General features: G+C 71.8%; 28 protein-coding genes. 11 read left to right on the top strand and 17 right to left on the bottom strand.

Features of this window, described 5'->3' with window-relative positions; all coding sequences use genetic code 11:
* Positions 1 to 50: 50 nt before the first annotated feature.
* Positions 51 to 995 (bottom strand): hypothetical protein, encoded by a 945-nt coding sequence (locus ABZ854_RS30985; RefSeq protein WP_361217419.1) that lies wholly within the window; start codon positions 993 to 995, stop codon positions 51 to 53.
* An 80-nt stretch (positions 996 to 1,075) separates the two neighbouring features.
* Between ABZ854_RS30985 and ABZ854_RS30980 the strand changes: the two genes are divergently transcribed.
* The gene (locus ABZ854_RS30980; RefSeq protein WP_129306204.1) at positions 1,076 to 1,270 is read left to right on the top strand and encodes a DUF3046 domain-containing protein; all 195 of its coding nucleotides are present in this window, start codon (positions 1,076 to 1,078) and stop codon (positions 1,268 to 1,270) included.
* A gap of 49 nt (positions 1,271 to 1,319) precedes the next feature.
* On the top strand, positions 1,320 to 2,564 hold the full coding sequence (locus tag ABZ854_RS30975) for an AI-2E family transporter (RefSeq protein ID WP_361217416.1): 1,245 nt from the start codon (positions 1,320 to 1,322) through the stop codon (positions 2,562 to 2,564).
* A gap of 22 nt (positions 2,565 to 2,586) precedes the next feature.
* Here the strand turns inward: ABZ854_RS30975 and ABZ854_RS30970 are convergent, their stop codons facing one another.
* Both ABZ854_RS30970 and ABZ854_RS30965 read right to left on the bottom strand, forming a co-directional pair.
* Positions 2,587 to 3,330: a hypothetical protein gene (locus ABZ854_RS30970; RefSeq protein WP_361217412.1), complete on the bottom strand. Its 744-nt coding sequence runs from the start codon at positions 3,328 to 3,330 to the stop codon at positions 2,587 to 2,589.
* A 122-nt stretch (positions 3,331 to 3,452) separates the two neighbouring features.
* Positions 3,453 to 3,593 carry a hypothetical protein gene (locus ABZ854_RS30965; protein ID WP_361217409.1) on the bottom strand — a complete coding sequence of 47 codons (141 nt, stop codon included), beginning with the start codon at positions 3,591 to 3,593 and terminating at the stop codon, positions 3,453 to 3,455.
* A 184-nt stretch (positions 3,594 to 3,777) separates the two neighbouring features.
* On the opposite strand from ABZ854_RS30965, the gene recA reads away from it, so the two are divergent.
* Together recA and recX are read left to right on the top strand one after the other, a co-directional pair.
* The gene (recA, locus tag ABZ854_RS30960; RefSeq protein WP_361217406.1) at positions 3,778 to 4,902 is read left to right on the top strand and encodes a recombinase RecA; all 1,125 of its coding nucleotides are present in this window, start codon (positions 3,778 to 3,780) and stop codon (positions 4,900 to 4,902) included.
* A gap of 2 nt (positions 4,903 to 4,904) precedes the next feature.
* Entirely contained in the window at positions 4,905 to 5,690 is a 786-nt protein-coding gene (gene recX, locus ABZ854_RS30955; RefSeq protein WP_361217403.1) for a recombination regulator RecX, read from the top strand.
* A 4-nt stretch (positions 5,691 to 5,694) separates the two neighbouring features.
* Here the strand turns inward: recX and ABZ854_RS30950 are convergent, their stop codons facing one another.
* The 8 genes from ABZ854_RS30950 to ABZ854_RS30915 form a co-directional block, all read right to left on the bottom strand.
* Positions 5,695 to 6,105 (bottom strand): rhodanese-like domain-containing protein, encoded by a 411-nt coding sequence (locus ABZ854_RS30950; protein WP_361217400.1) that lies wholly within the window; start codon positions 6,103 to 6,105, stop codon positions 5,695 to 5,697.
* A complete protein-coding gene (locus tag ABZ854_RS30945; RefSeq protein ID WP_361217397.1) occupies positions 6,102 to 6,713 on the bottom strand; it encodes a cysteine dioxygenase in 612 nt (203 codons plus the stop codon). The genes ABZ854_RS30950 and ABZ854_RS30945 overlap by 4 nt, the downstream gene beginning before the upstream one ends.
* 89 nt (positions 6,714 to 6,802) lie before the next feature.
* Entirely contained in the window at positions 6,803 to 6,850 is a 48-nt protein-coding gene (locus tag ABZ854_RS30940) for a hypothetical protein (RefSeq protein WP_309506048.1), read from the bottom strand.
* Between the two features lie 107 nt (positions 6,851 to 6,957).
* Entirely contained in the window at positions 6,958 to 8,547 is a 1,590-nt protein-coding gene (locus ABZ854_RS30935; RefSeq protein WP_361217394.1) for an FAD-dependent monooxygenase, read from the bottom strand.
* Between the two features lie 178 nt (positions 8,548 to 8,725).
* Positions 8,726 to 9,634, bottom strand: a complete 909-nt coding sequence (locus ABZ854_RS30930) for an amino acid ABC transporter permease (RefSeq protein WP_361217391.1) — start codon at positions 9,632 to 9,634, stop codon at positions 8,726 to 8,728.
* Positions 9,631 to 10,296, bottom strand: coding sequence for an amino acid ABC transporter permease (locus ABZ854_RS30925; RefSeq protein WP_361217388.1), 666 nt, complete (start codon positions 10,294 to 10,296; stop codon positions 9,631 to 9,633). Before ABZ854_RS30925 ends, ABZ854_RS30930 begins: the two co-directional genes overlap by 4 nt.
* Positions 10,297 to 10,421: 125 nt before the next feature.
* Positions 10,422 to 11,255 (bottom strand): glutamate ABC transporter substrate-binding protein, encoded by an 834-nt coding sequence (locus ABZ854_RS30920; protein ID WP_361217385.1) that lies wholly within the window; start codon positions 11,253 to 11,255, stop codon positions 10,422 to 10,424.
* 103 nt (positions 11,256 to 11,358) lie between these two features.
* Positions 11,359 to 12,135 (bottom strand): amino acid ABC transporter ATP-binding protein, encoded by a 777-nt coding sequence (locus tag ABZ854_RS30915; RefSeq protein ID WP_361217382.1) that lies wholly within the window; start codon positions 12,133 to 12,135, stop codon positions 11,359 to 11,361.
* Positions 12,136 to 12,463: 328 nt separating this feature from the next.
* Between ABZ854_RS30915 and ABZ854_RS30910 the strand changes: the two genes are divergently transcribed.
* Entirely contained in the window at positions 12,464 to 13,153 is a 690-nt protein-coding gene (locus ABZ854_RS30910; RefSeq protein ID WP_361217379.1) for a response regulator transcription factor, read from the top strand.
* 9 nt (positions 13,154 to 13,162) lie between these two features.
* Positions 13,163 to 14,563, top strand: a complete 1,401-nt coding sequence (locus ABZ854_RS30905) for a HAMP domain-containing sensor histidine kinase (RefSeq protein WP_361217376.1) — start codon at positions 13,163 to 13,165, stop codon at positions 14,561 to 14,563.
* Positions 14,564 to 14,602: 39 nt separating this feature from the next.
* On the opposite strand, the gene ABZ854_RS30900 is transcribed toward ABZ854_RS30905, so the two are convergent.
* Entirely contained in the window at positions 14,603 to 15,601 is a 999-nt protein-coding gene (locus ABZ854_RS30900) for a TAXI family TRAP transporter solute-binding subunit (protein WP_361217373.1), read from the bottom strand.
* A gap of 143 nt (positions 15,602 to 15,744) precedes the next feature.
* Here ABZ854_RS30900 and ABZ854_RS30895 point away from each other — a divergent pair, with 143 nt between their 5' ends.
* On the top strand, positions 15,745 to 16,152 hold the full coding sequence (locus ABZ854_RS30895; protein WP_361217370.1) for a MazG nucleotide pyrophosphohydrolase domain-containing protein: 408 nt from the start codon (positions 15,745 to 15,747) through the stop codon (positions 16,150 to 16,152).
* A 137-nt stretch (positions 16,153 to 16,289) separates the two neighbouring features.
* On the opposite strand, the gene ABZ854_RS30890 is transcribed toward ABZ854_RS30895, so the two are convergent.
* The 3 genes from ABZ854_RS30890 to ABZ854_RS30880 form a co-directional block, all read right to left on the bottom strand.
* Entirely contained in the window at positions 16,290 to 17,756 is a 1,467-nt protein-coding gene (locus tag ABZ854_RS30890) for a hypothetical protein (RefSeq protein ID WP_361217367.1), read from the bottom strand.
* Between the two features lie 252 nt (positions 17,757 to 18,008).
* Complete coding sequence (locus tag ABZ854_RS30885; protein WP_361217364.1) at positions 18,009 to 18,446, bottom strand: MarR family transcriptional regulator; 438 nt, start codon at positions 18,444 to 18,446, stop codon at positions 18,009 to 18,011.
* A 104-nt stretch (positions 18,447 to 18,550) separates the two neighbouring features.
* Positions 18,551 to 18,910 carry a DUF6204 family protein gene (locus tag ABZ854_RS30880; protein ID WP_361217361.1) on the bottom strand — a complete coding sequence of 120 codons (360 nt, stop codon included), beginning with the start codon at positions 18,908 to 18,910 and terminating at the stop codon, positions 18,551 to 18,553.
* A 157-nt stretch (positions 18,911 to 19,067) separates the two neighbouring features.
* Between ABZ854_RS30880 and miaB the strand changes: the two genes are divergently transcribed.
* Together miaB and ABZ854_RS30870 are read left to right on the top strand one after the other, a co-directional pair.
* Positions 19,068 to 20,594 (top strand): tRNA (N6-isopentenyl adenosine(37)-C2)-methylthiotransferase MiaB, encoded by a 1,527-nt coding sequence (gene miaB / locus ABZ854_RS30875; RefSeq protein ID WP_361217358.1) that lies wholly within the window; start codon positions 19,068 to 19,070, stop codon positions 20,592 to 20,594.
* A gap of 134 nt (positions 20,595 to 20,728) precedes the next feature.
* On the top strand, positions 20,729 to 21,442 hold the full coding sequence (locus tag ABZ854_RS30870; protein ID WP_361217355.1) for a class III extradiol dioxygenase subunit B-like domain-containing protein: 714 nt from the start codon (positions 20,729 to 20,731) through the stop codon (positions 21,440 to 21,442).
* Between the two features lie 104 nt (positions 21,443 to 21,546).
* On the opposite strand, the gene ABZ854_RS30865 is transcribed toward ABZ854_RS30870, so the two are convergent.
* A complete protein-coding gene (locus ABZ854_RS30865) occupies positions 21,547 to 21,819 on the bottom strand; it encodes an antitoxin (protein ID WP_361217352.1) in 273 nt (90 codons plus the stop codon).
* Between the two features lie 24 nt (positions 21,820 to 21,843).
* The gene (locus tag ABZ854_RS30860; RefSeq protein ID WP_361217349.1) at positions 21,844 to 22,128 is read right to left on the bottom strand and encodes a hypothetical protein; all 285 of its coding nucleotides are present in this window, start codon (positions 22,126 to 22,128) and stop codon (positions 21,844 to 21,846) included.
* Positions 22,129 to 22,310: 182 nt separating this feature from the next.
* Between ABZ854_RS30860 and miaA the strand changes: the two genes are divergently transcribed.
* Both miaA and ABZ854_RS30850 read left to right on the top strand, forming a co-directional pair.
* On the top strand, positions 22,311 to 23,249 hold the full coding sequence (gene miaA, locus ABZ854_RS30855) for a tRNA (adenosine(37)-N6)-dimethylallyltransferase MiaA (protein WP_361217346.1): 939 nt from the start codon (positions 22,311 to 22,313) through the stop codon (positions 23,247 to 23,249).
* Between the two features lie 108 nt (positions 23,250 to 23,357).
* Positions 23,358 to 23,858, top strand: a complete 501-nt coding sequence (locus tag ABZ854_RS30850; protein ID WP_361217442.1) for a hypothetical protein — start codon at positions 23,358 to 23,360, stop codon at positions 23,856 to 23,858.
* Positions 23,859 to 24,022: the final 164 nt, after the last annotated feature.

Raw genomic sequence — 24,022 nt, 5'->3', positions numbered from 1 at the left:
GGCCGGTCGGCGCGGCTCCGCTGCCGGCGCGGCTCCGCTGCCGACGCGGCTCAGCCGACGAAGCGGCCGTACGCCCTGAGGGTGCGCAGCGCCTCGATGGTCACCGCGGGACGCGACTCCAGCGCGACGACCGGTGCCCACTGGCGCCAGCGGATCGGCCAGCCGCCGTCCTCCTGCTGCTCGGCGGCGAGGTGGTCCAGCGAACGGGTCATCTCCTCGTCCGTGAACCACGCCCGCGCGAGCGAGTCCGGGCCGGGCGCGAAGTCGTGCGGGAAGTGGTGCTCGCCGGGGGCGTAGCCGGGCGCGACCGGGTACGCGTCGAGCCGGTCAGGATCGAGCGCGGCCAGCCGCTGCTCGCGGACCAGACGGCCGAGGCGGTCGGCGGCGGCCTCCGCGCGCGGGCGGTCCGGAGCCGAGTCCAGGAAGGCGACGGCGGCCTCCACCTCGTAGGGATGGGACTTCTCCAGCGACTCCACGGCCTGCCAGCAGAAGTCGGTGGCCCGGAACAGCCAGGCGTGCCACACCTCGTTGCGGTGCAGCAGACCCACCACCGGGCCGGTGGCGAGCAGCTCGCCCGGCGGGTCGTCCACGACCGGGACGAACGGGGCCGCGGGGTAGCCGCGCTGGCCGGCGAGGACCGCCGGGAGCGCGCCGTCCGCCGTGGAGACGGCGGTCAGGTAACGGCACACCCGGTCCACCCGCTGCCCGCCGCAGCGCCCGATGGCGTCCAGGACGCGCAGCGCGCGGGCGACGTGCAGGGGCTGGCTCACCGGACCGCGCAGATCGGGCTCCAGCGCGTGACCGTATCCGTCGTCCTCTTCGCGGTAGGCGTCCAGCGCGGCCTCCACAGGTTCGGGGGCGCCGTTCAGGAAGTGGTACGCGAAGAGGCGCTGCTCCAGCACGCGTGCGGTGAGCCAGACGAACTGTTCGGCGCGGAAGAGCGGGGAACGCGCCGGGGGCGTGGAGGGCAGGGGGGAAGCTCCTGTGTCAGCCATGGATGAGACCGTAGGGCGGAAAGCGGTCTCGGCAAACGGTCCCGGGCGGGCCCCACCCTCAGGGGCGGGATACTGGGGTCATGCGGTTGACGGTCTTCTGGCAGCGGATGGACGAACACTTCGGTTCGGGGTACGCCGAGAACTTCGCGCGCGACCACGTCATGTCCGAGCTGGGCGGGCGCACGGTGAACGAGGCGCTGGACGCGGGCTGGGAGGCCAAGGACGTGTGGCGCGTGGTCTGCTCGGTGATGGACGTGCCGGGGGAGAGGCGCTGAACCAGGAGGCGGTCGACGGGCCGTCCGCCACGTGGGTGACACTGGGCCCGTGGCACCCACTGACGACACCGAGCCGGTCGACCGGCACGCGGCATCCCCGGAGCCCTCGACGCCCGCCCGGTTCCCGGCCACCGGCGCCGCCGGTTGGGGGACGCGCATGCCGCGCTGGCTGCCGCGCGCCATGGTGCTCGCGCTCGCGCTGGTCGCCGCGTTCCAGCTCGGCAGCTGGGCCTTCCACCAGCTGACCGGTCTGTTGATCAACATTTTGATCGCGTTCTTCCTGGCCCTCGCCATCGAGCCCGCGGTGAGCCGGATGTCCGCCAGGGGCATGCGCCGGGGGTTCGCCACCTTCCTGGTCTTCCTCGGCCTCACCGTCGCCGTCGCGGGGTTCATCACCTTGCTCGGGTCCATGCTTGCGGGCCAGATCATCAAGATGATCGAGGGCTTCCCGGACTACCTTGACTCGCTGATCAACTGGGTCAACCACACGTTCCACACGGACCTCAGACGGGTGGACGTCCAGGAGGGGCTGCTCCACTCCGACTGGCTGCGCAAGTACGCGCAGAACAGCGCGGCCGGAGTCCTGGACGTGTCCGCCCAGGTGCTCGGCGGTCTGTTCCAGCTGCTGACGGTCGGGCTGTTCTCGTTCTACTTCGCCGCGGACGGGCCCCGGCTGCGCCGCGCCCTCTGCTCCGTCCTGCCGCCCGCGCGGCAGGCCGAGGTACTGCGGGCCTGGGAGATCGCGGTCGACAAGACGGGCGGCTACCTGTACTCCCGCGGTCTTATGGCGCTCATCTCCGGTGCGGCGCACTACGTCCTCCTGGAGGCCCTGGGCGTGCCGTACGCGCCCGTGCTCGGGGTCTGGGTGGGCCTGGTCTCCCAGTTCATCCCGACCATCGGCACCTACCTCGCGGGCGCGCTGCCCATGTTGATCGCGTTCACCGTCAACCCCTGGTACGCGGTGTGGGTGCTGGTCTTCGTAGTGATCTACCAGCAGTTCGAGAACTACATGCTGCAGCCCAAGCTGACCTCGAAGACGGTCGACATCCACCCGGCGGTCGCCTTCGGCTCGGTCATCGTGGGCACCGCGCTGCTCGGCGCGGTCGGCACCCTGATCGCCATTCCCGCGGTCGCCACGCTCCAGGCGTTCCTCGGTGCCTACGTGAAGCGGTACGACGTCACGGACGACCCGCGCGTGCACGGGCACCCGCGGTCCGGCTCGGGCGGCTCCGGGCCGCTCACCCGCGTGCGCCGGCTGTGGCGACAGAGGCCGGCCCCGGAGGAGTCCTCCTGACCCCCTCCGGACGCGCCGTCCCTCAGTGGGCGACGCCCGCCCACACGCCGGCCCCGGCCACGGCGACCGCGTAGCACCCCGCCGCCGCGGCCACGATCCGCCGGCGCGCCCGCTCGCTCCACGAGGTGCGGGTCAGCAGCCATGCCAGCAGGGGCAGGACCAGGACGGCGTGAAGGCTCACCGCGTGCAGCGGCTTCAGCGGAGCGGTCGAGTGGTAGGCGGCTACCTGGTGACCGGTCCGGGTGAGCGCGACCCCGCGGGCGATCATCGCGGCGCCCGAGGCCAGTGCCACGAGGAGGATCGCGAACCCGGAGCGCACGGCGAGAGCCATCCCCGCGGGGCCCGTCGGCCGGTGCCGGAACGACACGACGGCGAAGGTGGTGAGCAGCGCCACCAGGACACCGCCGCCCACCGCGAGCGTCATGGACACCGCCGTGTCGAACGGGGCCTGCATGTTCAGGTGCGAGGGCACCCGGCGCCATGCCTGCAGGGTGATGCCGCCCACCTCCACCACGCAGTCGGCGGCGAAGACGGCGAGCAGGACGGTGCGCAGCCGCGGGCCGACGCGCAGGTAGGACGTGACCCAGGTGAGCGCGATCAGCGTCGCCCCGAAGGAGAGCCCGAACGTGACGGGCTTGCGCCAGGACACCGGACCGTCCCAGGGGCCGCCGTCGACGGCGTACACCACGAGGTGCGTGAGCCCGGACAGGACGAGGAGCAGGCCGGTCGCGTAGCAGAACCGTTCGGCGGGGCGCGGAATCTTCATGGGCCCAGGCTTCCGAGAAGGTGCCGGGCGGTCGTCGTACGCCCGGAGGCACCTGCCGTACCCCGCCGGAAGTAGCGGGAACGCGTACCGGCGGCACCCGATCGTGCTCCCCCGCGCGTGGATCAGCCGCCGGTCCGGTCGAGCAGGAGGAGGGTGCCGCCGCGCGGGGCCAGGTCGAGGGCGAGAGCCCGGCCCATGCCCTGGGTGGCGCCCGTGATCAGTGTGGTGCGCTGGGTCGCAGGACCCCGTGGCGCGCTTGACACAAAAATCGAACATCCATTCTCATGGAAGCTCAGGCCAGGCCCGTGGCAGGGCATTTCGACATGGTTCGTGGCGATAAGTACCCCGGTTGTCCACAGGCCGGACCGACGTCGGGGCGCATTGTCAGTGGCAGGCGTTAGCGTCTTTGACGTGAAGCGATCGACTCAAGCAAATCGGGTGGAACCCATGGCAGGAACCGACCGCGAGAAGGCGCTCGACGCCGCACTCGCACAGATTGAACGACAATTCGGCAAGGGCGCGGTCATGCGCATGGGCGAGCGGCCGAACGAGCCCATCGAGGTCATCCCCACCGGGTCCACCGCGCTCGACGTCGCTCTCGGTGTCGGCGGCCTGCCGCGTGGCCGTGTGGTGGAGGTGTACGGCCCGGAGTCGTCCGGTAAGACGACGCTGACCCTGCACGCGGTGGCGAACGCGCAGAAGGCCGGCGGCCAGGTCGCCTTCGTGGACGCGGAGCACGCCCTCGACCCCGAGTACGCGAAGAAGCTCGGCGTCGACATCGACAACCTGATCCTCTCCCAGCCGGACAACGGCGAGCAGGCCCTGGAGATCGTGGACATGCTGGTCCGCTCCGGCGCCCTCGACCTCATCGTGATCGACTCCGTCGCGGCGCTCGTCCCGCGCGCGGAGATCGAGGGCGAGATGGGTGACAGCCACGTCGGTCTGCAGGCCCGTCTGATGAGCCAGGCCCTGCGGAAGATCACCAGCGCGCTCAACCAGTCCAAGACCACCGCGATCTTCATCAACCAGCTCCGCGAGAAGATCGGCGTGATGTTCGGCTCCCCGGAGACCACGACCGGTGGCCGCGCGCTGAAGTTCTACGCCTCGGTGCGCATCGACATCCGCCGCATCGAGACCCTGAAGGACGGCACGGAGGCGGTCGGCAACCGCACCCGCTGCAAGGTCGTCAAGAACAAGGTCGCCCCGCCCTTCAAGCAGGCCGAGTTCGACATCCTCTACGGCCAGGGCATCAGCCGCGAGGGCGGTCTGATCGACATGGGCGTGGAGCACGGGTTCGTCCGCAAGGCCGGCGCCTGGTACACGTACGAGGGCGACCAGCTCGGCCAGGGCAAGGAGAACGCGCGCAACTTCCTCAAGGACAACCCCGACCTGGCCAACGAGATCGAGAAGAAGATCAAGGAGAAGCTGGGCGTGGGCGTCCGTCCGGAGGAGCCCGCCGCCGAGCCCGGCGCGGACGCCGCGGTCACCACCCCGGCCGACGACGCCAAGGCGACGCCCGCCCCCGCGGCCACCAAGGCCGGCAAGCCCAAGGCCGCCGCAGCCAAGAGCTGACCGTGACGCGACGAACCGGCTGGGCCGAGGACGAGCACGCCGCCCCGGGCATCCCACCACGGGGGCCACGGGTGAGGGACACCGGGGGCGGTGACACGGCGGGCTTCGCGGGTCCCGCCAAGGCCGACGAGGGCGAGTACGGGAACAGCGAGTCCGGACACGGGCACAGGAACGGCGAGTACCCGGGCGGCCGCAGGCGCGGCCGCCGGCGGCGCGGCTTCGGAGAGCCGGCCACAGAGGACGAAGGCGCCCCCTCCTCGTCGAGGGCCGAGCGGGGGGAGTCTTCGGGGGACCCGGCTGAGCGGGCGCGGGCCATCTGCCTGCGCCTGCTCACCGGGACCCCTCGCACCCGCAAGCAGCTCGCGGACGCCCTGAGCAAGCGGGAGATCCCCGAGGACGTGGCCGAGGAGGTGCTGTCCCGGTTCGAGGAGGTCGGGCTGATCAACGACAGCGCCTTCGCGGACGCCTGGGTGGAGTCCCGGCACCACGGCCGGGGCCTGGCCCGGCGCGCCCTCGCCCGGGAACTGCGCACCAAGGGCGTCGACTCGGCACTGATCGACGAGGCCGTCGGACAGCTCGACTCCGAGCAGGAGGAGGAGACCGCCCGCGACCTGGTCGCCCGTAAGCTACGCGCCACCCGCGGCCTCGACCGCGACAAGCGGATCCGCCGCCTCGCCGGCATGCTGGCCCGCAAGGGCTACCCCGAGGGCATGGCCCTCCGCGTGGTCCGCCGGGCCCTGGAAGAGGAGGGTGAGGACACGGAGTTCCTGGAGGGCGAGGGCGTCTGAGGACTCAGGGGCGTGCCGGCGTGACCGGCAGTCCCTCGGCGCGCCACGCCTGGAAGCCACCCACCAGGTCCGTGGCCCGGCGCAGGCCCAGCTGGTGGAGGGAAGCCGCCGCCAGGCTGGAGGCGTAGCCCTCGTTGCAGATGATCACGATGCGCAGGTCGTGTCCGGTGGCCTCCGGCAGTCGGTGGCTGCCCCACGGATCGAGCCGCCACTCCAGTTCGTTGCGTTCGATGACGAGGGCGCCCGGGATCAGCCCGTCCCGCTCGCGCAGGGCCGCGTACCGGATGTCGACCAGCAGCGCCTCACCGGTGCGCGCCGCCTCATGCGCCTGTCGTGCTTCGACGCGCCGGTAGCCCTCGCGGACGCGCGCCAGCAACTGGTCGATGCCGACCGGCTGTTCGTCCGTGCCGCTCACTGCCAGTCCTCCGGGCGTTCGACCTGCTCCAGGCGCAGCAGCTGGCCGCTGCGACTGTAACGGCGGATCCGCGGCAGAGGCGGGTAGTAGGCGTGCACGGAGATCGCGTGTCGGTCCGGGGACCCGTTGAGCACCTCGTGCACATGGTGGCGGCCGAAGGAGCGGCCCTGCCCGGCGGTCAGCCGACGTGCGCGGTCCACGTCCTCGGCGAGTTCGAGGGTGGTCCAGCCGTCCGTGGGCAGCCGTGCGGCCAGCGCGTTCTCCGTGAGTTCGCCCGACGCGGTGAGGAAGGCCCCGACGGACTCGGCATGGTCGTGCCAGCCGGTGCCCGTGCCGGGAGGCCAGCCGATCAGCCACGCCTCGCTCCCACCGGGCCCCGCGAGCCGCACCCAGGTACGGCCCTCGGGATCGAGCGGGAGGGAGGCGATCAGCTCCGTGTCGGCGGCCGTACGCCGCACGAAGTCGAGAAGGTCCGCCTGGGTCGGCGCCGGGCCGGTCGCAGAAGCCGAAGCGTCGGAGACCGAAGCGCCGGAAACGGAAGCGCAGAAAGCCGGACCGGCGGAAACCGGAACGGCGGAAGAAGGGGATGCGGAAGGAGAGACAGACACGTGTACCGCCCTGAGAACGTTCGCCGAACGGGCGCTCGAGGGAGCCCGGGAAGACCCGGAGAGAGCCCGGAGAAAAAGGGGATGCGAGTTCAGCAGGACGGGCGACACACGCAGCCCGCGTAGCGGACGAGGTCCATGTGGACCCGTCGCCACAGGCCTGCGCGGGTGTCGGTCATGGCCCGGAGTACAGCATGCCGCCGCACCCCGGTCAACTCACCGCCACCCGGTGGACGGCGGCCGGCGCTCAGCGTGCCCCGGCGCCCGCCCGTGCCTGTTCCTTCACCGTGCCGCCCAGCGTTGCCTCCGCCGCCGCGTAGAGATCGGCGGGGCGGACGCCGCCGAACGCGGTGACCAGGTGACCGTCGGGCCGTACGAGCAGCACGCTGTGCGCCGGCGCCCCCGGATACTCCTCGGCCACCAGCAGTTCGGCGGGGTGCGGCAGCGCGGTCACCGCCGCCGCGAGACGGGGCATGACCCCCGCGGACACCCAGTGCTTGCGCGCCCACACGCCGGTGCCCGGCGCGATCAGTACGACCAGCAGGGCGCCGCGTCCGAGACGGTCGCGCAGCCGTACGAAGGTGCCGTCCTCCGCCGTCACCCGCACATCGTCGACCTGGGAACCGGGCGGCGTCTCGACGGCGATCTCCCCTTCCAGCTGCCGGGGCGCGAGCGGAGAGCCGGCGTACGCCCCCGACGCACCGAGCGCGCCGCGCCCCAAGTGGCCGTCCGTGAGCAGCGCGTCGTGGCCGCGCGCCGCGCCCGGAACGTAGTGGCGCAGCCCCCCACCGCCGCGCAGCAGCGGCAGCACCTGGTCGGCGGCGCGCAACCGGGCCGCGACCACCCCACGCCGCTCGGCCTGGTAGCTGTCGAGCAGCGCCTCGTGCGGGCCGTGGTGCCAGGCCGGGGCCAGCTTCCAGGCCAGGTTGTCGGCGTCGCGCAGGCCTTCGTCGAGCCCCTGCGTGCCGAGCGCGCCCAGCAGGTGGGCGGCGTCCCCGGCGAGGAACACCCGGCCCACGCGCCACCGGCGGGCCAGCCGGTGGTGCACCGTGTGGACACCTGTGTCGAGAAGGTCGTACGCCGGTGTCGGGCCGTCCGTCCAGCCCGCGAGGGTCTCGCGGATCCGGGCCACCAGCGTCTCGGGCGTGACGAGGTCCTTGCCCGGCGGCAGCAGCCAGTCCAGGCGCCAGGCGCCGTCCGGGAGCGGGCGGGCGGTCACCTCACCGGACGACCGCCACGGCGGCATCCGATGGAGCAACGCGCGACCCTCCCACGGAAGTTCCGCGCGGAGCGTGGCGACCGCGTGCCGCTCCACCGCCGTACGGCCCGGGAAGCGGATGTCCTGGAGTTTGCGCACGGTGGAGCGGGGGCCGTCGCAGCCCACCAGGTAACTCCCGCGCCACCAGGTGCCCTTCGGGCCCTTGCTGTGGGCGCTGACGCCGGACCGTTCCTGCTCGATCGCGTCCAGCCGGCTGTCCACGGCGACCTCGACCAGCGGCTCGCCGACGACGGCCGCGCGCAGGGCGTCGGTGAGGAAATGCTGGGCGATGTGCAGCGGGGCGGGATCGGCGGCGTCGAAAGTGACCTCGTTCATCACCTGTCTGCGCCGCAACGACCGCCATCCGGCCCAACGCGCGCCCTGCTCGCCCAGCGCCGCCCCGGTCAGCCGCTCCAGCAGGGCGGCGGTCTCCTCGCGCAGGACGGCGGTGCGGGCGGGGCGCGGCTCGTCTTTGCCTGACCCCTCGTCGAGGACGACCGAAGGCACCTCCTGGCGGGCCAGGGCCAGGGCGAGCGTGAGCCCGACGGGCCCCGCTCCGACGATGATCACCGGATCCACGGCGCGGCGCCCCCTGCCCGCAGCGGTGCCCTGACGGACGCAGATGAACAGGAAGGTGAAGCGGGGTGCACGATCACAGAACGTATGCAACCCATTGGCGGAGTTTGCGTCAAGTGACCCGAGGCAGTGGCGATCATGCCACTGCCCCGGGTCACCGTGCGATCGAATTGACCGTTTGTCAGATCGTGCCGCCTGCTCCAGTACCGGCGGTGCCGCCGATTCCCGCCGGGTTCATCTCCTCCATGTCCTCCGCGCCCAGCACCGCACCCGTGCTGCGCTTGCTGCGCCGCAGCCGGCCCTCCAGCCAGCCGGCGAAGGACGTCAGGGCGAAGTTGAGGACGACGTAGATCGCTGCCACCACGACGAAGCTGGCGAAGACGTTGGCGTAGTTGGCGGCCAGCGTGCCGCGCTCGCTCAGCAGTTCGGCGTAGCCGATCATCACACCACCCAGCGCGGTGTCCTTCACGATGACGACGAGCTGGCTGACGATCGCCGGCAGCATGGCGGTCACCGCCTGCGGGAGCAGGATGCTCGACATCGTCTGGCCCTTGCGCAGACCGATCGCGTACGCCGCCTCGCTCTGCCCCTTCGGCAGGGCCAGGATGCCCGCCCGGACGACCTCGGCGAGCACCGAGGCGTTGTAGAGCACGAGGCCGGTGATCACCGCGTACATGGGCCGGTCGTCGCTGGTGACCTGTGTGTAGCGGCTGTACAGCTCGTTGGCGAAGAGCATCAGCAGCAGCACGGGGATGGACCGGAAGAACTCGACGACCACACCGGCCACCATGCGCACCGAGCGGTGGTCGGACAGGCGTGCGATGCCGAAGACGGCGCCGAGCGGCAGCGCGATGACCATCGCCAGCGCGGCCGCCTTCAGAGTGTTGGCGAGGCCGGGCAGCAGGTAGGTCGTCCAGGCCTGGGACGTCGTGAACGGCTGCCACAGGGACCACTGCAGCTGGTTCTTGTCGTCCAGCACCGACCAGATCCACCACGCCAGGGCGGCGAGCAGGACCAGGAAGACGACGGACAGGAGCACATTGCGCCGCTTGGCGCGGGGGCCCGGAGTGTCGTAGAGGACGGACGTCATCGCTTCACCGCCATGCGCTTGCTCAGCCAGCCCAGCAGGAGGCCGGTGGGCAGGGTCAGGACCACGAATCCGAAGGCGAAGACGGCGCCGATGGCCAGCGTCTGGGCCTCGTTCTCGATCATGGTCTTCATCAGGGCCGCGGCCTCGGCGACACCGATGGCGGCCGCGACGGTGGTGTTCTTCGTCAGGGCGATCAGCACGTTGGCCAGCGGGCTGATGACCGCGCGGAACGCCTGGGGCAGCACGATCAGACGCAAGGTCTGGGCGAAGTTCAGCCCGATCGCCCGGGCGGCCTCGGCCTGCCCGACCGGAACGGTGTTGATGCCGGCCCGGATCGACTCGCACACGAAGGCGGCCGTGTAGCCGGTCAGGCCCAGGACGGCCAGCCGGAAGCCCTGGATCTTGAAGTCGGAGGCGCCCAGCGTCACCCCGAAGATGTCGGCCAGACCGAGCGAAGCGAACACGATGATGACCGTCAGCGGGATGTTCCGGACGATGTTCACGTAGACGGTGCCGAACCAGCGCATGAGCGGGACCGGGCTGACCCGCATCCCGGCCAGCAGGGTGCCCCAGACCAGGGAGCCGACCGCGGAGAAGACGGTGAGCTTCACCGTCATCCAGAACGCCCCCAGGACGTCATAACCTTGAAGAAAGTCGAACACGATCTCCCGCGCTTCCGGGTGTGTGGCGTACGTGGAGGGCAGGGCGCGCCGCCGGGAAAGCGGCTGGCGGCGCGCCTCGGTGACCCTGCGTCACCCGCCGGAGTGAGCGCCGGCGGAGTTCCGCGTTACTTGACGATGTTGCCGATCTGCGGCGCCTTCTCGTTCTTGTAGTCGGCCGGGCCGAAGTTCTTGTCGACCGCCTTCTGCCAAGAGCCGTCGCTCTCCATCTTCTGCAGCGCCTTGTTGATCTTGTCGGCCAGCGCCTTGTCGCCCTTCTTGACGCCGATGCCGTAGTTCTCGTTGCTGAGCTTCAGGCCGAGGAGCTTGAACTGGCCCTTGTACTGGGACTGCGACGCGTAGCCCGCGAGGATCGAGTCGTCGGTGGTGACCGCGTCCACAGCGCCACTCTGAAGGCTGGCGATGCACTCGGAGTAGGTGCTGTTCTGCTTCAGGTTGGCCTTCGGGGCGATCGTCTTCTGGACGTTCTGCGCCGAGGTCGAACCGGTCACGGAGCAGAGGTTCTTGCCGTTGAGGTCCGTGCCCTTGCTGATCTTCGAGTCCTTCTTGACCAGCAGGTCCTGGTGGGCCAGGAGGTACGGGCCGGCGAAGTCCACCTTCTGCTGGCGCTCGGGCGTGATCGAGTAGGTGGCCGCGATGAACTTCACGTCGCCCCGCTGGAGCGCGTTCTCACGGTCGGCGCTCTGGGTCTCCACGAACTGGATCTGGTCCGGCGTGTAGCCGAGCTGCTTGGCGACGTACGTGGCCACGTCCACGTCGAAGCCGGCGTAGGACCCGTTGGGCTGCTTCAGGCCGAGACCGGGCTGGTCGAACTTGATGCCGATCTTGATCTTCTTGCCGCCGCTCGAACCGCTGTCCGAGTTGCCGCCACCGCACGCGGTGGCGCCGACGGTGAGGGCGAGCACGGCGGCCGAGGCGGCGGTGACCTTGCGGAGCTTCATCTGAACATTCCTTTGCGTGGTGAAGAAACGAAGGCTGTGGGGACCGTGGAACCGGTCCTGCAGAGGCGCCCGGCGCGCCCCGGCGGTGCGGGAACGGCCCGCCTCAGTGGTGCAGGATCTTCGACAGGAAGTCCTTCGCCCGGTCGCTGCGCGGATTGCTGAAGAACTGGTCGGGCGCAGCCTCTTCGACGATGCGGCCGTCCGCCATGAAGACCACGCGGTTTGCAGCCGAACGCGCGAAACCCATCTCATGGGTGACGACGATCATCGTCATGCCCTCGCGGGCGAGCTGCTGCATGACCTCCAGGACCTCGTTGATCATCTCGGGGTCGAGGGCCGAGGTCGGCTCGTCGAAGAGCATGACCTTCGGGCCCATGGCCAGCGCCCGGGCGATGGCGACACGCTGCTGCTGGCCGCCGGACAGCTGCGCGGGGTACTTGTCGGCCTGCGTGCCCACGCCCACCCGGTCGAGCAGGGCACGGGCCTTCTCCTCGGCCTGCTTCTTGTCCGTCCTGCGGACCTTGAGCTGCCCCAGCATCACGTTCTCGAGCACGGTCTTGTGCGCGAAGAGGTTGAAGGACTGGAAGACCATCCCGACGTCGGCGCGCAGCCGGGCCAGCGCCTTGCCCTCCTGGGGCAGCGGCTTGCCGTCGATGGCGATGGTGCCGGAGTCGATGGTCTCCAGGCGGTTGATGGTGCGGCACAGCGTCGACTTCCCGGACCCGGAGGGCCCGATGACCACGACGACCTCGCCGCGGGCGATCGTCAGGTCGATGTCCTGGAGAACGTGCAACGCGCCGAAGTGCTTGTTGACACTCTTCAGGACGACCAGTTCACCGGTCGTGGCCATGTCGTCCTTGGCCACCGATACGTCGGTCATCGCTATCGGGCTCCGTCCTCCTCGGTTTCGCAGGACAGTAACGAGCGGATTGACCAGCGTCATTACATCTGAGGGAGATCTGAGCATCACGATCCGATAGCAATCGGACACGTGCCGTAGCAATTGCGACAGGTGTGCGTATCGGGCGGGTAACGGTAGCGGGACGCAACCCGAACCCACTTGACGCCGTCCTTGTCCATCGGCGTGACTGCCATGATGCACGCGCGCGTGCAGACTGTCTCGGCGGGCGTGCCGCCCACGCGCACGGGCGCGCCGCACGGCGGACCGGAACCACGACCGTACGACCACTGAACCGGAGGGGGCCAGGATGAGACTGCTGCTCGTCGAGGACGACAACCACGTCGCCGCCGCCCTCTCCGCGGTGCTCGCGCGGCACGGCTTCGACGTCACCCACGCGCGCAGCGGCGAGGAGGCCCTGCAGGCGCTCGTCCCCGAGGGCGCCGGATTCGGCGTGGTCCTGCTCGACCTCGGCCTGCCCGACCAGGACGGCTACGAGGTGTGCGGCAAGATCCGCAAGCGCACCAGCATTCCGGTGATCATGGTCACCGCCCGCTCCGACGTCCGCTCCCGCATCCACGGGCTCAACCTGGGCGCCGACGACTACGTGGTGAAGCCGTACGACACCGGCGAGCTGCTGGCCCGGATCCATGCCGTCAGCCGGCGCACCGTCCACGAGGAGGACCCGGCGGGCGGCGGCGACAGCGCCCTGCACCTGGGCCCCGTACGCATCGAACTGCCCACCCGGCAGGTCAGCGTGGACGGGTCCGTCATCCAGCTGACCCGCAAGGAGTTCGACCTCCTCGCGCTGCTCGCCCAGCGTCCCGGCGTGGTCTTCCGGCGGGAACAGATCATCAGCGAGGTGTGGCGCACCAGCTGGGAGGGCACCGGACGCACCCTGGAGGTGCACGTGGCCTCCCTGCGCGCAAAACTGCGCATGCCCGCGCTGATCGAGACCGTACGCGGCGTCGGGTACCGGCTCGTCGCCCCGGCCGCCTAGCGGGGCCGCGTGCGCGCACGCCTGCTGCCGCTGCTCATCGTCCTGCTGGCGGCCGTACTCCTGGCCCTCGGCGTCCCGCTGGCCGTCAGCGTGGCCGCCGCCCAGCAGCAGAAGGTCGTCGTCGACCGCATCGACGACACCGCGCGCTTCGCGGCCCTCGCCCAGTTCGTCGCCGACGGACCCGGCGGCACCCGCCCCACCGTCCCGGGCGAGCGCAGGGAGACCCTACGCCGCGAGCTGGTCAGCTACTACGGCGTCTACGGCATCCGCGCGGGCGTCTTCTTCCGCAACGGCTCCGCGATGGCCAACGCCCCGGCCGACTGGTCCGTGCCGCGCACCGGAGAGGTCCGGGAGGCGTTCGACGAGGCGCTGCTCAGCCGCCGCAGCCACGACCCCCGGCAGGCCTGGCCCTGGGACGAGAGGCGCCTGGTCGTCGCCTCGCCGGTGATCCGGGACGGGGACGTCGTCGCCGTCGTGGTCACCGACTCGCCCACCGGCGCGCTGCGCTCGCGCATCCTGCGGGGCTGGCTGCTCATCGGTGCCGGCGAGATCGCGGCGATGCTGCTGGCCGTGGGCGCCGCGCTGCGGCTCACCGGCTGGGTGCTCAGGCCGGTACGCGTCCTGGACGCCACCACCCACGACATCGCCACCGGCCGCCTGAAGTCCCGCGTCGCGGCGGCCGGCGGCCCCCCGGAACTCAGACGGCTCGCCCGGTCGTTCAACGAGATGGCGGACAACGTCGAGGACGTGCTGGAGCAGCAGCGCGCCTTCGTCGCCGACGCCTCGCACCAGTTGCGCAACCCGCTCTCGGCGCTGCTGCTGCGCATCGAACTGCTCGCTCTGGAACTCCCCGAGGGCAACGAGGAGATCGCCTCGGTCCGAACCGAGGGCAAGCGCCTCGCGCAGGTCCTGGACGACCTGCTCGACCTGGCGCTGGCCGAGCACGCCGAGGCGGACCTCGCCCTGACCGACATCGGCGCGCTGACGGAGGAACGGGTGGCCGCCTGGTCACCCGCCGCCGACGCCCAGAAGGTCCGGCTGGCCGGCGAATGCCCGCCCACCACCGGCTGGGCCGACCCGATCGCCCTGTCCAGCGCCCTGGACGCGGTGATCGACAACGCGGTGAAGTTCACCCCCGAGGGCGGCACCGTCGAGGTCACCGTCGCCTGTGACGGCGACACCGCCACGGTCGTGGTCACCGACACCGGACCCGGTCTCACCGACGAGGAACTCGTGCGCGTGGGCGACCGTTTCTGGCGCAGCGGCCGTCACCAGAACGTCAAGGGCTCCGGCCTGGGCCTGTCCATCACCCGGGCCCTGCTCACCGCGGCCGGCGGCACGATCGACTACGCCCACCACGAGCCGCGCGGGTTGCGGGTCACGGTGAGGGTGCCGAGACACCACCCGTGAGAGGCGCGTGAATCTCGTGACTCTCGGGGCTCTCGTGAATCAGGGTTTCACGGAGCGGTAGTACCGGCGTGCGCCCTCGTGCAGCGTCAGCGGGTCCGTGTAGATGGCGGTGCGCAGGTCGACCAGCTGGGCGGAGTGGACGTGGGCACCGATGCCGTCCCGGCTCTTGATCACGGTGCGGGTCACCCATTCGGTCAGCCGCGGATCCATGTCGGCGCGGGTGATCAGCACGTTGGACACCGCGATCGTCGGCACCGTGTCGCCCCGCTGGACGGTCGGGTACGCCGACTCGGGCATGTTGGTCGCCCGGTAGTACCGCGCGGCGTCGCCCTTGGTGTGCAGCTTGCCGATGAGGGCGCCGTCGATGGGCACGAACTTGAAGGTGTCCTTCTCGGCCTGCCCGACCAGCCCGCGCGTGGGCAGCCCGCCCGACCAGAAGAAAGCGTCGATCTTGCCCTGGGCCAGCCTGCCGGGACCGGTGTCGATGCCGTCGGACAGCGGCGTGATGTCCTTCTGCGGGTCGATGCCCGCGGCCGCGAGCACGCGGTTCGCTATCAGCCGTACCCCCGAGTCGGGCAGCCCGGTGGCGACCCGCTTGCCCCGCAGGTCCGCCACGCTGTGGACGTCCGAGTCGCGCGGCACGATCAGCTGGACGTAGTCGTCGTAGAGCCGGGCCACCCCGCGCAGCCTGCCCGCGCCGGTGCCGTGCCGCAGCATGTACGTCTCCACCGCGTCCGCCGCCGCGATGGTGAAGTCGGCCTTCCCGGTCGCCACCCGCTGGACGTTCTCCTGCGAGCCGGCGCTGCTTACCAGCTTCACCTTCAGGTTCGGCATGTCCTTGCCCAGCTCGGTGCGCAGCCGCTCGGCGTACTCCTGGTAGACCCCACGGGGCGTCCCGGTGCTGAAGACGATCGTCCCGCTCGGCGGCTTCTCACCGAGCGGCAGCAGCCACCACAGCAGCAGGCCGAGCGCCACGGCGCCGGCGACGGCGCCCTGCAGCACCCGGCGCCTGCCGAGACGGGAGAACACGGTGGACATGCGGGCGATCCTGCCAGCCCGCCCCCGGCTCTGACCAGGGGAGGCCGCCGTGGCCCACGCGGAACCGGCGCTGCCCGGCTCCGGGGGCGGCCCGACGGCGTGAATCCCGGGGCGTTGTCAGTGGGCGTGGATACAGTCGTCGCATGAGCTCGTCGCCCGCCCGTCTCGTCCGCGCCTTCCACCATGCCTTCGGCCTCGACGCCCGTACCCGGCCCGCCGAGGTGTCCCCGGAGCTGGCCGCGCACCGGGGAGAGCTGCTCGCCGAGGAGGCCGCGGAGGTCGCCGAGGTCCCGGTCGACGGCCCGCTCGACCGGCTGGCGCACGAGCTGGCCGACGTGGTCTACGTGGCGTACGGCACCGCCCTGGTCCACGGGATCGACCTGGACGAGGTGATCGCCGAGATCCACCGCGCCAACATGAGCAAGCTGGGGCCCCACGGCCAGGTCGCTCGCAGGGCCGACGGCAAGGTCCTCAAGGGTGAGCACTACGAGGCGCCGGACGTGGCCGCCGTCCTGCGCCGCCAGGGCTGGGTACCCGGCGGCGCGGGCTGACGGGCTGCGGCCCGTACGACGGCCTGTCCCAGCGGCCCCTTCGGGGGGCACTCCGGGCGGCCTGTCCGGGCGTCCGGTCCAGGGGCCGTGCGGGCCGCCCCGTCCGGCTCCCGTCCGGGTGTCCGGCCCGGCGGCGCCTAGAGGGTGCCGCCCGCCAGCTTCCACTCCCGGTGCAGGGTGCCCAGGGGGAGGCTCCGCTGGAAGACCGGTGTGCCGAAGACCGACAACTGGATCCGCAGCGTCCCGGACAGGTCCACCCCGCCGTACACGCCCCAGGCGCCGTCCGTCCCGGCGCCGGGCCGGTCCGAGGAAGCGGTGACCGTTCCGGAGGCCTCGCCGCGCAGGTACGGCGCCAGGTCGGCGGTGACTCCGACGGCGCCGTAGAGGCCGACCGAGGCCTCGGCGCCCAGGGCGCTCTTCAGGTGCCCGGCGGTGGTGACCGAGGCCTGTACCGGCGTGCCCGTCATGTGCGAGGAGCTGACCGGCGTCCAGCCCTTGGCCGGGCTGAAGGTGCCGCCCGCCGTGAAGTCGCCCTTGAGGTGCTGCGCGACGTCGACGCTGATGTGGCCGTCGCCGCTGATCTGCAGATAGCAGGTGAGGTCGAGGTTGACCACGACGGGGACGGGGCCGACCTGGAGGACCGGGTCGGCGTGCAGCCTGGCGAACGGGATCCGCAGTGGCGTGCCGGTGGCCGCGGCGGCGCGGCCCTCGACGTGCCAACCGGAAGCCCAGTCACCGGAGACGCCCAGATAGGCCGAACCGGGGGACGCCGAGGTCCCCGACCCGCCGTAGGAGAAGTCGACCTCGGGGGCGACCTGCACGAACCCGGACACCGAGGCCCCGGCCGAGACCGGTGCGCCCTTGCCCGCCGGTACCTTGGCGCCGACGTCGAGCCGGAGGCTGCCCAGCGGCACCTTCGCCCCCTCGGGACCGATGTGCACCTCCCCGGACGTGGACCAGGACACCTTCACGTCGGGCAGCAACTTGTCGACGGTGAAGGCGGACGGGGCGACCGGCACGGTGCCCTTGGCGCTGTCGTCACCGAGCACGGCGTTGAGCGTCGCCGGCCCGGTCTGCACCTCGGTGCCCCGGCCGGTGTCGCGGAGCACCTTGGTGACCCGGGCCAGGAGCCCGTGTGGTGCTCCCGGAGCGGGCGCGCTGGCGATGACGTCCCCGACGGCGGCCCGGTGCGGCACACCCGAGGAAGAGGCGGGGGGAGGAGAGACGGATGGTGAGGCGGTCGGGGAGGCCGGGGCGGGAGTGGGCCGCAGGGTGTGACCGCCGGGCGCGGGGGTGCTTACGTGCGGGCGCCCGGATATGACGGCCCGTCGGGTCCGGCTGTCGTACGAGCTGACGGCGAGCGTGGTCCTGCGCGCGCGCCTGGCCGAGCCGGCCGGTCCGGCGGTGGCGGTCGGAGCGTTGGTGCCGGCCGGCGCCACCGTGAGCGTCTGGTCCGGGGCGGCGGCGGGGTCCGCGGTCACGTCGGCCCGCCCGCCCCGGCCGGTGGTAGGCCCCTCGGCGTGCGGGGCGGACGAGGAACAGCCGGCGGCGAGGAGGAGGGCGGTCACGGCGAAGGCGGGCAGGAGGGCGCGCCCGTGCCTCATGCGTCTGCGCAAGGTCGGTCCTGTGGGAATGGGGGGTGGCAAAGAGGAATGACACACCGGGGACCGGCCCTACTTGTCAGTAGAACCAGCCGGTAACTCAGTGGTGAACCATGAGCATGCCACGCCCGCGCTTACAGCTCCCGCACATTCCGGCCACATCCCAACGTGACCTGAAACACGGCTTGTTCAGGTCACGGGCGGCGCGATCCCGCCCCTTCCGCCGTGCAGGCGCCGGCCCGTGGTGTCAGCGGCTCACAACCCCGTCCCGCCCAGCCGGCCCAGCAGCCCGGCGAGCGTCCCGAGGTCGGACTCGGTCCACGCGGCGGCGCCGAATACCTCGGCGGCCGTCTCCTCCGCGGTGGCCCGCATCTCCCGCAACCGCTCCCGCCCGGTGCCGGTCAGCGCCGCGTACGCCACGCGCGCGTCCCGCGCGTCCGTCTCCCGGCTCACCAGCCCGATGCGCTCCAGCGGCACGAGCCCGCGCGTCACTCCCGAGGCGGTCAGGCCCAGCGCCTCCGCGAGGTCGACCCGGCGCATCCGCCCACCGGGCGCCTGACCGAGCCGGAGCAGCAGCGTGAAGTCCGACAGGCTCACCCCGTGCAGACCACCGAGCCGCGCGTCGAACCGCCGCACCAGAGCCGCCTGCGCGCGCATGAGCCGCAGTGCGGCGTCCAAGGCGCCGTCACTCATCGCCAACCCCTACCGCCCTCGCGGACGACACTCATCGCGTTCTCCTGGAGTAGTCGCTGGAGTAGTCCTTGAGTAGTCAAGTTTATGACGTGCGCAGACCGGCTTCATCGGCCCGAGGAGCGTGCGGCCCGGCGCTGCCGCTTGCCCAGCGGCGCCTGGGACAGGTCCTCCGCACTGGACCGCAGGTTCTTGAAGCCGTAGCCGCGCCCGGTCAGCCAGGCTCGCGCAGCCTCCTCGGCCCGCTCGGCCGCCTCCAGGATGTCCTCCTCTTCCTCTCCCGAGTCCGAGAAGCGGAAGGTGAAGGCCGGCCGGGCGGCGATGTCGTAGCTCAGGTGCCCCTCGGGCGTGTAGGCGGCGCGCAGCACGTCGTGCTCGGCGGCACCGGCCAGCAGCTCGGCCCGCTGCGCGTCGCTGAGCCCGTCGAAGACGCCGCGGACGGTGATACGAAAGGTTCGGGTACTCATTCCGCGAACCCAACCACAGCGTGCGCCCGCCACTCCACCGGGTTTCCGGCGGGCGCCGGGACCCACGGGGCGACGCGGAGGACGAGGCGGAGGAGGTCCGGTCTCCCGCGGACAGCGCGGGACCGGGGCCCTCCGCGGACCGCCTACCCTGGAACGCATGACCAGCAGCAGCGACCGGAGCCCCGCGGTGGACGTTTCCTCATCCAAGACGTACGAAGTGCGCACCTACGGGTGCCAGATGAACGTCCACGACTCGGAGCGGTTGGCCGGGCTGCTCGAAGACGCCGGATACGTGCGCGCCCCGGAGGGCTCGGACGGGGACGCCGACGTCGTCGTCTTCAACACCTGCGCCGTGCGTGAGAACGCCGACAACCGGCTCTACGGCAACCTCGGCCGACTCGCGCCGAAGAAGGCCTCGCGGCCCGGGATGCAGATCGCGGTCGGTGGCTGCCTCGCGCAGAAGGACCGGGACACCATCGTGAAGAAGGCGCCCTGGGTGGACGTCGTCTTCGGCACGCACAACATCGGCAAGCTCCCCGTCCTGCTGGAACGCGCGCGCGTGCAGGAGGAGGCGCAGGTCGAGATCGCCGAGTCGCTGGAGGCCTTCCCGTCCACCCTCCCGACCCGGCGCGAGAGCGCCTACGCGGCCTGGGTGTCGATCTCCGTCGGCTGCAACAACACCTGCACCTTCTGCATCGTGCCCGCACTGCGCGGCAAGGAGAAGGACCGGCGGCCCGGCGACATCCTCGCCGAGGTCGAGGCCCTGGTCGCCGAGGGGGTCTCGGAGATCACCCTGCTCGGCCAGAACGTGAACGCCTACGGCTCCGACATGGGCGACCGCGAGGCCTTCAGCAAGCTGCTGCGCGCCTGCGGGCAGATCGACGGCCTGGAGCGCGTCCGCTTCACCTCCCCGCACCCGCGCGACTTCACGGACGACGTCATCGCCGCCATGGCCGAGACCCCGAACGTGATGCCCCAGCTGCACATGCCGCTGCAGTCCGGCTCCGACACCGTCCTGAAGGCGATGCGCCGCTCCTACCGGCAGGACCGTTACCTCGGGATCATCGAAAAGGTGCGGGCCGCCATCCCGCACGCCGCGATCACCACCGACATCATCGTCGGCTTCCCCGGTGAGACCGAGGAGGACTTCGAACAGACGCTTCATGTGGTGCGTGAGGCACGGTTCGCCCAGGCGTTCACGTTCCAGTACTCCAAGCGGCCCGGCACTCCGGCCGCGACCATGGAGAACCAGATCCCCAAGGAGGTCGTCCAGGCGCGGTACGAGCGTCTCGTCGCCCTCCAGGAGGAGATCTCCTGGGAGGAGAACAAGAAGCAGGTCGGCCGCACCCTGGAACTGATGGTCGCGGAGGGCGAGGGGCGCAAGGACGGAGCCACCCACCGGCTGTCCGGCCGCGCGGCGGACAACCGGCTCGTCCACTTCACCAAGCCGGAGCGGGAGGTGCGCCCCGGCGACGTGGTCACGGTCGAGGTGACGTACGCCGCCCCGCACCACCTCCTCGCCGAGGGCGCCGTCCTCGACGTGCGCCGCACGCGCGCGGGGGACGCGTGGGAGAAGCGCACCGCCGAAGCGGCGGCCAAGCCCGCGGGCGTCCTGCTCGGCCTGCCGAAGATCGGCGTCCCCGTGCCCCTGCCGGCCGTGACGACCGGCTGCGGCTGCGACTGAGCCTTGGGCTTCCGGCGAGGTCCGCACCCGGGCTCGCTCCAGGGGGGTGACACTCCGTCGCGTCCGGAGTTGCCCGTCCGGAGTTGCCCACAGGGAGTAACACTCCGTCGTAGACCGGAGCTACCCTGCGGATCATGCTTGTCGCCGCCGCTGTCTGCCCCTGCCCGCCGCTGCTCGTGCCCGAGGTCGCCGCGGGCGCCGCACCCGAACTGGACGCCGCGCGCGCGGCGTGCTCGGACGCGCTCGGCGTGCTCGCCGCGGCCCGTCCCGACCTGCTCGTGGTCGTCGGCCCGGCGGAGCAGCCCGCGCGCGGGCCCCATCCGCAGGGCACGCCGGGCTCCTTCCGGGGCTTCGGCGTCGACCTCGACGTACGGCTTGGCGCGGCCACGGACGTCGTTCCGGAGCGTGAGCTGCCGCCCTCGCTGGCCGTCGCCGCATGGCTGCTGGAGCGGACCGGCTGGGCGGACGCCCCGATCGAGGGACTCGGCGTGGGGGAACCGCTCGCGCCGGAGCGGTGCGTCGAGGCCGGCCGGTCTCTCGCCACCAGGGCCGCACGGGTCGCGCTGCTGGTGATGGGCGACGGCAGCGCGTGCCGCACCGTGAAGGCGCCGGGCTACCTCGACGAGCGGGCGGCCCCCTTCGACGCCGACGCCGCGCGGGCGCTGGGGGCGGCGGACCTGGCGGCCGTACGGGCACTGGACGCGGAGCTGGCGTACGAGCTGAAGGCCTCCGGACGCGCGCCCTGGCAGGTCCTGGCCGGAGCGGCCGAGGGCGCGGGCCTCGGCGGCGCGCTGCTGTACGACGACGCGCCCTACGGAGTGGGATACCTGGTCGCCGGCTGGTCCTGACGGTCCGGCCCCGCAGGCCCCACGCGCGGGAGGCACGGAACGGCGGACGGCCGCGGAGCTCTACTGCTCCGTGGCCGTCCGCCGTTCCGCATGCCGCGCGCTGCTCAGGAGGTGGGCGGCGGGCCCTCCGGCGGGGTGGGGGTCATGGGGTCGCCCGGCCCGGTTTCGTCCTTGTGGGCGAGCCGGTCCATCGCGTCCTTGGCCTTGCCCGTGCCGGCCTGGATCCTGTCGCTGTACTTGCCCTTGGTCCGCTCGTCGACCGCCTTGGCGGCCTTGTCGAGCCCGTGCTGGACCTTGTCGCCGTGCTGGCGCGCGAGGTCCGACACCTTGTCCTTGGCCGGGACGAGCCTGGCCTTCATGTTGTCCAAGAGACCCATGGTCCACCTTCCCTCGCGGGACAGTTACGTGCGGGCGCCCTCGCCGGTCTCGTTGTCGGCGGCCTCCTCGGCGGACTGCTGCTTGGGGATCTCGGCGGCATCGGCCGCGCCGGGCTCGACGGCCTCCGTCCTCGCCGCCCCGTCCTCACGCGCGTCCTCGGCCGGTTTCTCCGTCTCCGCCGCCTGAACCACGTCCTCCGCCCCGGCGGCCGCCGACTCCGCGACGGTCTCCGCCTCGGCGGCCGGGGCCTCCTCCGGTCCCTCCTCCGGTGCCTTCGACCTGCCGAAGAGCCGTGCAAAAACGCCCATATCAACTCCATACGGTACTCGTGCGGGCGAAATCCCGCGTTACGCGGTGCGTCCGGTTGCGCCGCCCGGGTCACCGCCTGGCGAAACCCGCAGACGGCACCTCGCCACGGGCAACGACCAGGAACGCGTCACGTCACGTAACTCGTTCGAGGTGGGGTCGGGAGGTTTGCGAGACTGGTGCGGTGAGCAGTGCACCCCCCGCCCCCCGCGTCATCGCCGTCGTCGGACCCACCGCGGCCGGAAAGTCCGATCTGGGCGTTTTCCTGGCCCAGCGGCTCGGCGGCGAGGTCGTCAACGCCGACTCCATGCAGCTCTACCGGGAGATGGACATCGGCACCGCCAAGCTGACGCCGCAGGAACGCGGAGGCATCCCGCACCACCTGCTGGACATCTGGGACGTGACGGTCACCGCCTCGGTCGCCGAGTACCAGAGGCTCGCCCGCGCCAGGATCGACGCACTGCTCGCCGAGGGCCGCTGGCCGATCCTGGTCGGCGGCTCCGGACTGTACGTCCGCGGCGCGGTCGACAACCTGGAGTTCCCCGGCACCGACCCCGAGGTCAGGGCCCGCCTGGAGGAGGAGCTGGCGCTGCGCGGCTCCGGCGCGCTGCACGCCCGGCTGGCCGCCGCCGACCCCGACGCCGCGCGCGCGATCCTGCCCAGCAACGGCCGCCGTATCGTCCGGGCGCTCGAAGTGATCGAGATCACCGGCCGCCCCTTCACCGCCAACCTCCCCGGCCACGACTCCGTGTACGACACCGTCCAGATCGGCGTCGACGTGGCCCGGCCGGAACTCGACGAGCGCATCGCGCTGCGGGTCGACCGGATGTGGGAGGCGGGGCTCGTGGACGAGGTGCGCGCCCTGGAGGCGCGCGGGCTGCGGGAGGGCCGTACGGCGTCGCGCGCCCTGGGCTACCAGCAGGTGCTCGCGGCGCTCGCCGGGGAGTGCACCGAGGAGGAAGCGCGGGCCGAGACCGTACGCGCCACCAAGCGCTTCGCGCGCCGTCAGGATTCATGGTTCAGGCGCGACCCCCGGGTGCACTGGCTGAGTGGGGCGGCCGCCCACCGAGGGGAACTTCCGCGGCTGGCATTGTCGTTGCTCGAACGACCGGTCACAGCCTGATCACGTCATGGCATCGGGATGCGCCGCCGGTCATCGCCGCCTTCGGTGCCGTGCCATCATCGAGCTTCGATCGACCAAGTGGAGTCCTAGTTGGGAGGGCGCGTGGCGATGGAGGCCGGCCCTCGTGACACCGCACCAAGTGCCGAAGACATCGGCACCGGCGACGGCGAACCGGAACACAGCGGTGACCGTCTGGTCGACGACGGGCCCGAGGAGACGCCCGACGGCGTGACCGACGACGGTCCCGAGCCCGAGGAGATGTACGCGGGCGGACCGGAGGTCGAGGTCGAGCTGCGTCCCCAGCGCCGACTGCGCATCTGGCAGCTCGCGCCGATCGTGGGCCTGGCGGCGGTCGGCTCCCTGATGTTCGCCTTCCCGCTCGCCTTCGACGGCGACAGCGGTGCGGTGATCGCCATGCTGGGCCTGCTGATCTGCTCCTGCGCCGCGGGCTGGGGCATGATGGCGGCCCGCCGCGTCGGCTACAGCCTCCCCGGCCTGCCCGCCCGAGGCTCAGGCCGTCGCCCCGACTGGCGCGTCATCCTCGCCTACGTCCTCCTCGTGGCCCTCGCAGCCACCCTCGCGGTCTGGCGAGTGGCCCGCCTCCGCTGACCCAGCGCACGCGAAGCGCCCCAAAGGGGCGCGGGGCTGTGTCTGATATGCGGCTCCGCCGCGTGGGCGCGACAAGCGACGACGGACGCGCACCGAAACCTCCGGGCCTCAGCCCCCCCAAATACCCCCTCCGGCGTCCCCGTCCCTCGGCCGACCCGAGCGGA

Source organism: Streptomyces sp. NPDC047028 (assembly GCF_040644095.1).
GTDB lineage: Bacteria > Actinomycetota > Actinomycetes > Streptomycetales > Streptomycetaceae > Streptomyces.
Note: the sequence above shows the minus strand (reverse complement) of the source record. Positions and strands in the feature narration are given on the sequence as shown.

What these genes read in the sequence shown, in the direction of transcription:
- ABZ854_RS30985 (WP_361217419.1), bottom strand. Translation starts at nt 995, where the DNA reads ATGGCTGACACAGGAGCTTCCCCCCTGCCCTCCACGCCCCCGGCGCGT.
- ABZ854_RS30980 (WP_129306204.1), top strand. Translation starts at nt 1,076, where the DNA reads ATGCGGTTGACGGTCTTCTGGCAGCGGATGGACGAACACTTCGGTTCG.
- ABZ854_RS30970 (WP_361217412.1), bottom strand. Translation starts at nt 3,330, where the DNA reads ATGAAGATTCCGCGCCCCGCCGAACGGTTCTGCTACGCGACCGGCCTG.
- recA (WP_361217406.1), top strand. Translation starts at nt 3,778, where the DNA reads ATGGCAGGAACCGACCGCGAGAAGGCGCTCGACGCCGCACTCGCACAG.
- ABZ854_RS30930 (WP_361217391.1), bottom strand. Translation starts at nt 9,634, where the DNA reads ATGACGTCCGTCCTCTACGACACTCCGGGCCCCCGCGCCAAGCGGCGC.
- ABZ854_RS30920 (WP_361217385.1), bottom strand. Translation starts at nt 11,255, where the DNA reads ATGAAGCTCCGCAAGGTCACCGCCGCCTCGGCCGCCGTGCTCGCCCTC.
- ABZ854_RS30915 (WP_361217382.1), bottom strand. Translation starts at nt 12,135, where the DNA reads ATGACCGACGTATCGGTGGCCAAGGACGACATGGCCACGACCGGTGAA.
- ABZ854_RS30910 (WP_361217379.1), top strand. Translation starts at nt 12,464, where the DNA reads ATGAGACTGCTGCTCGTCGAGGACGACAACCACGTCGCCGCCGCCCTC.
- ABZ854_RS30900 (WP_361217373.1), bottom strand. Translation starts at nt 15,601, where the DNA reads ATGTCCACCGTGTTCTCCCGTCTCGGCAGGCGCCGGGTGCTGCAGGGC.
- ABZ854_RS30895 (WP_361217370.1), top strand. Translation starts at nt 15,745, where the DNA reads ATGAGCTCGTCGCCCGCCCGTCTCGTCCGCGCCTTCCACCATGCCTTC.
- ABZ854_RS30890 (WP_361217367.1), bottom strand. Translation starts at nt 17,756, where the DNA reads ATGAGGCACGGGCGCGCCCTCCTGCCCGCCTTCGCCGTGACCGCCCTC.
- ABZ854_RS30885 (WP_361217364.1), bottom strand. Translation starts at nt 18,446, where the DNA reads ATGAGTGACGGCGCCTTGGACGCCGCACTGCGGCTCATGCGCGCGCAG.
- ABZ854_RS30880 (WP_361217361.1), bottom strand. Translation starts at nt 18,910, where the DNA reads ATGAGTACCCGAACCTTTCGTATCACCGTCCGCGGCGTCTTCGACGGG.
- miaB (WP_361217358.1), top strand. Translation starts at nt 19,068, where the DNA reads ATGACCAGCAGCAGCGACCGGAGCCCCGCGGTGGACGTTTCCTCATCC.
- ABZ854_RS30870 (WP_361217355.1), top strand. Translation starts at nt 20,729, where the DNA reads ATGCTTGTCGCCGCCGCTGTCTGCCCCTGCCCGCCGCTGCTCGTGCCC.
- ABZ854_RS30865 (WP_361217352.1), bottom strand. Translation starts at nt 21,819, where the DNA reads ATGGGTCTCTTGGACAACATGAAGGCCAGGCTCGTCCCGGCCAAGGAC.
- ABZ854_RS30860 (WP_361217349.1), bottom strand. Translation starts at nt 22,128, where the DNA reads ATGGGCGTTTTTGCACGGCTCTTCGGCAGGTCGAAGGCACCGGAGGAG.
- ABZ854_RS30850 (WP_361217442.1), top strand. Translation starts at nt 23,358, where the DNA reads ATGGAGGCCGGCCCTCGTGACACCGCACCAAGTGCCGAAGACATCGGC.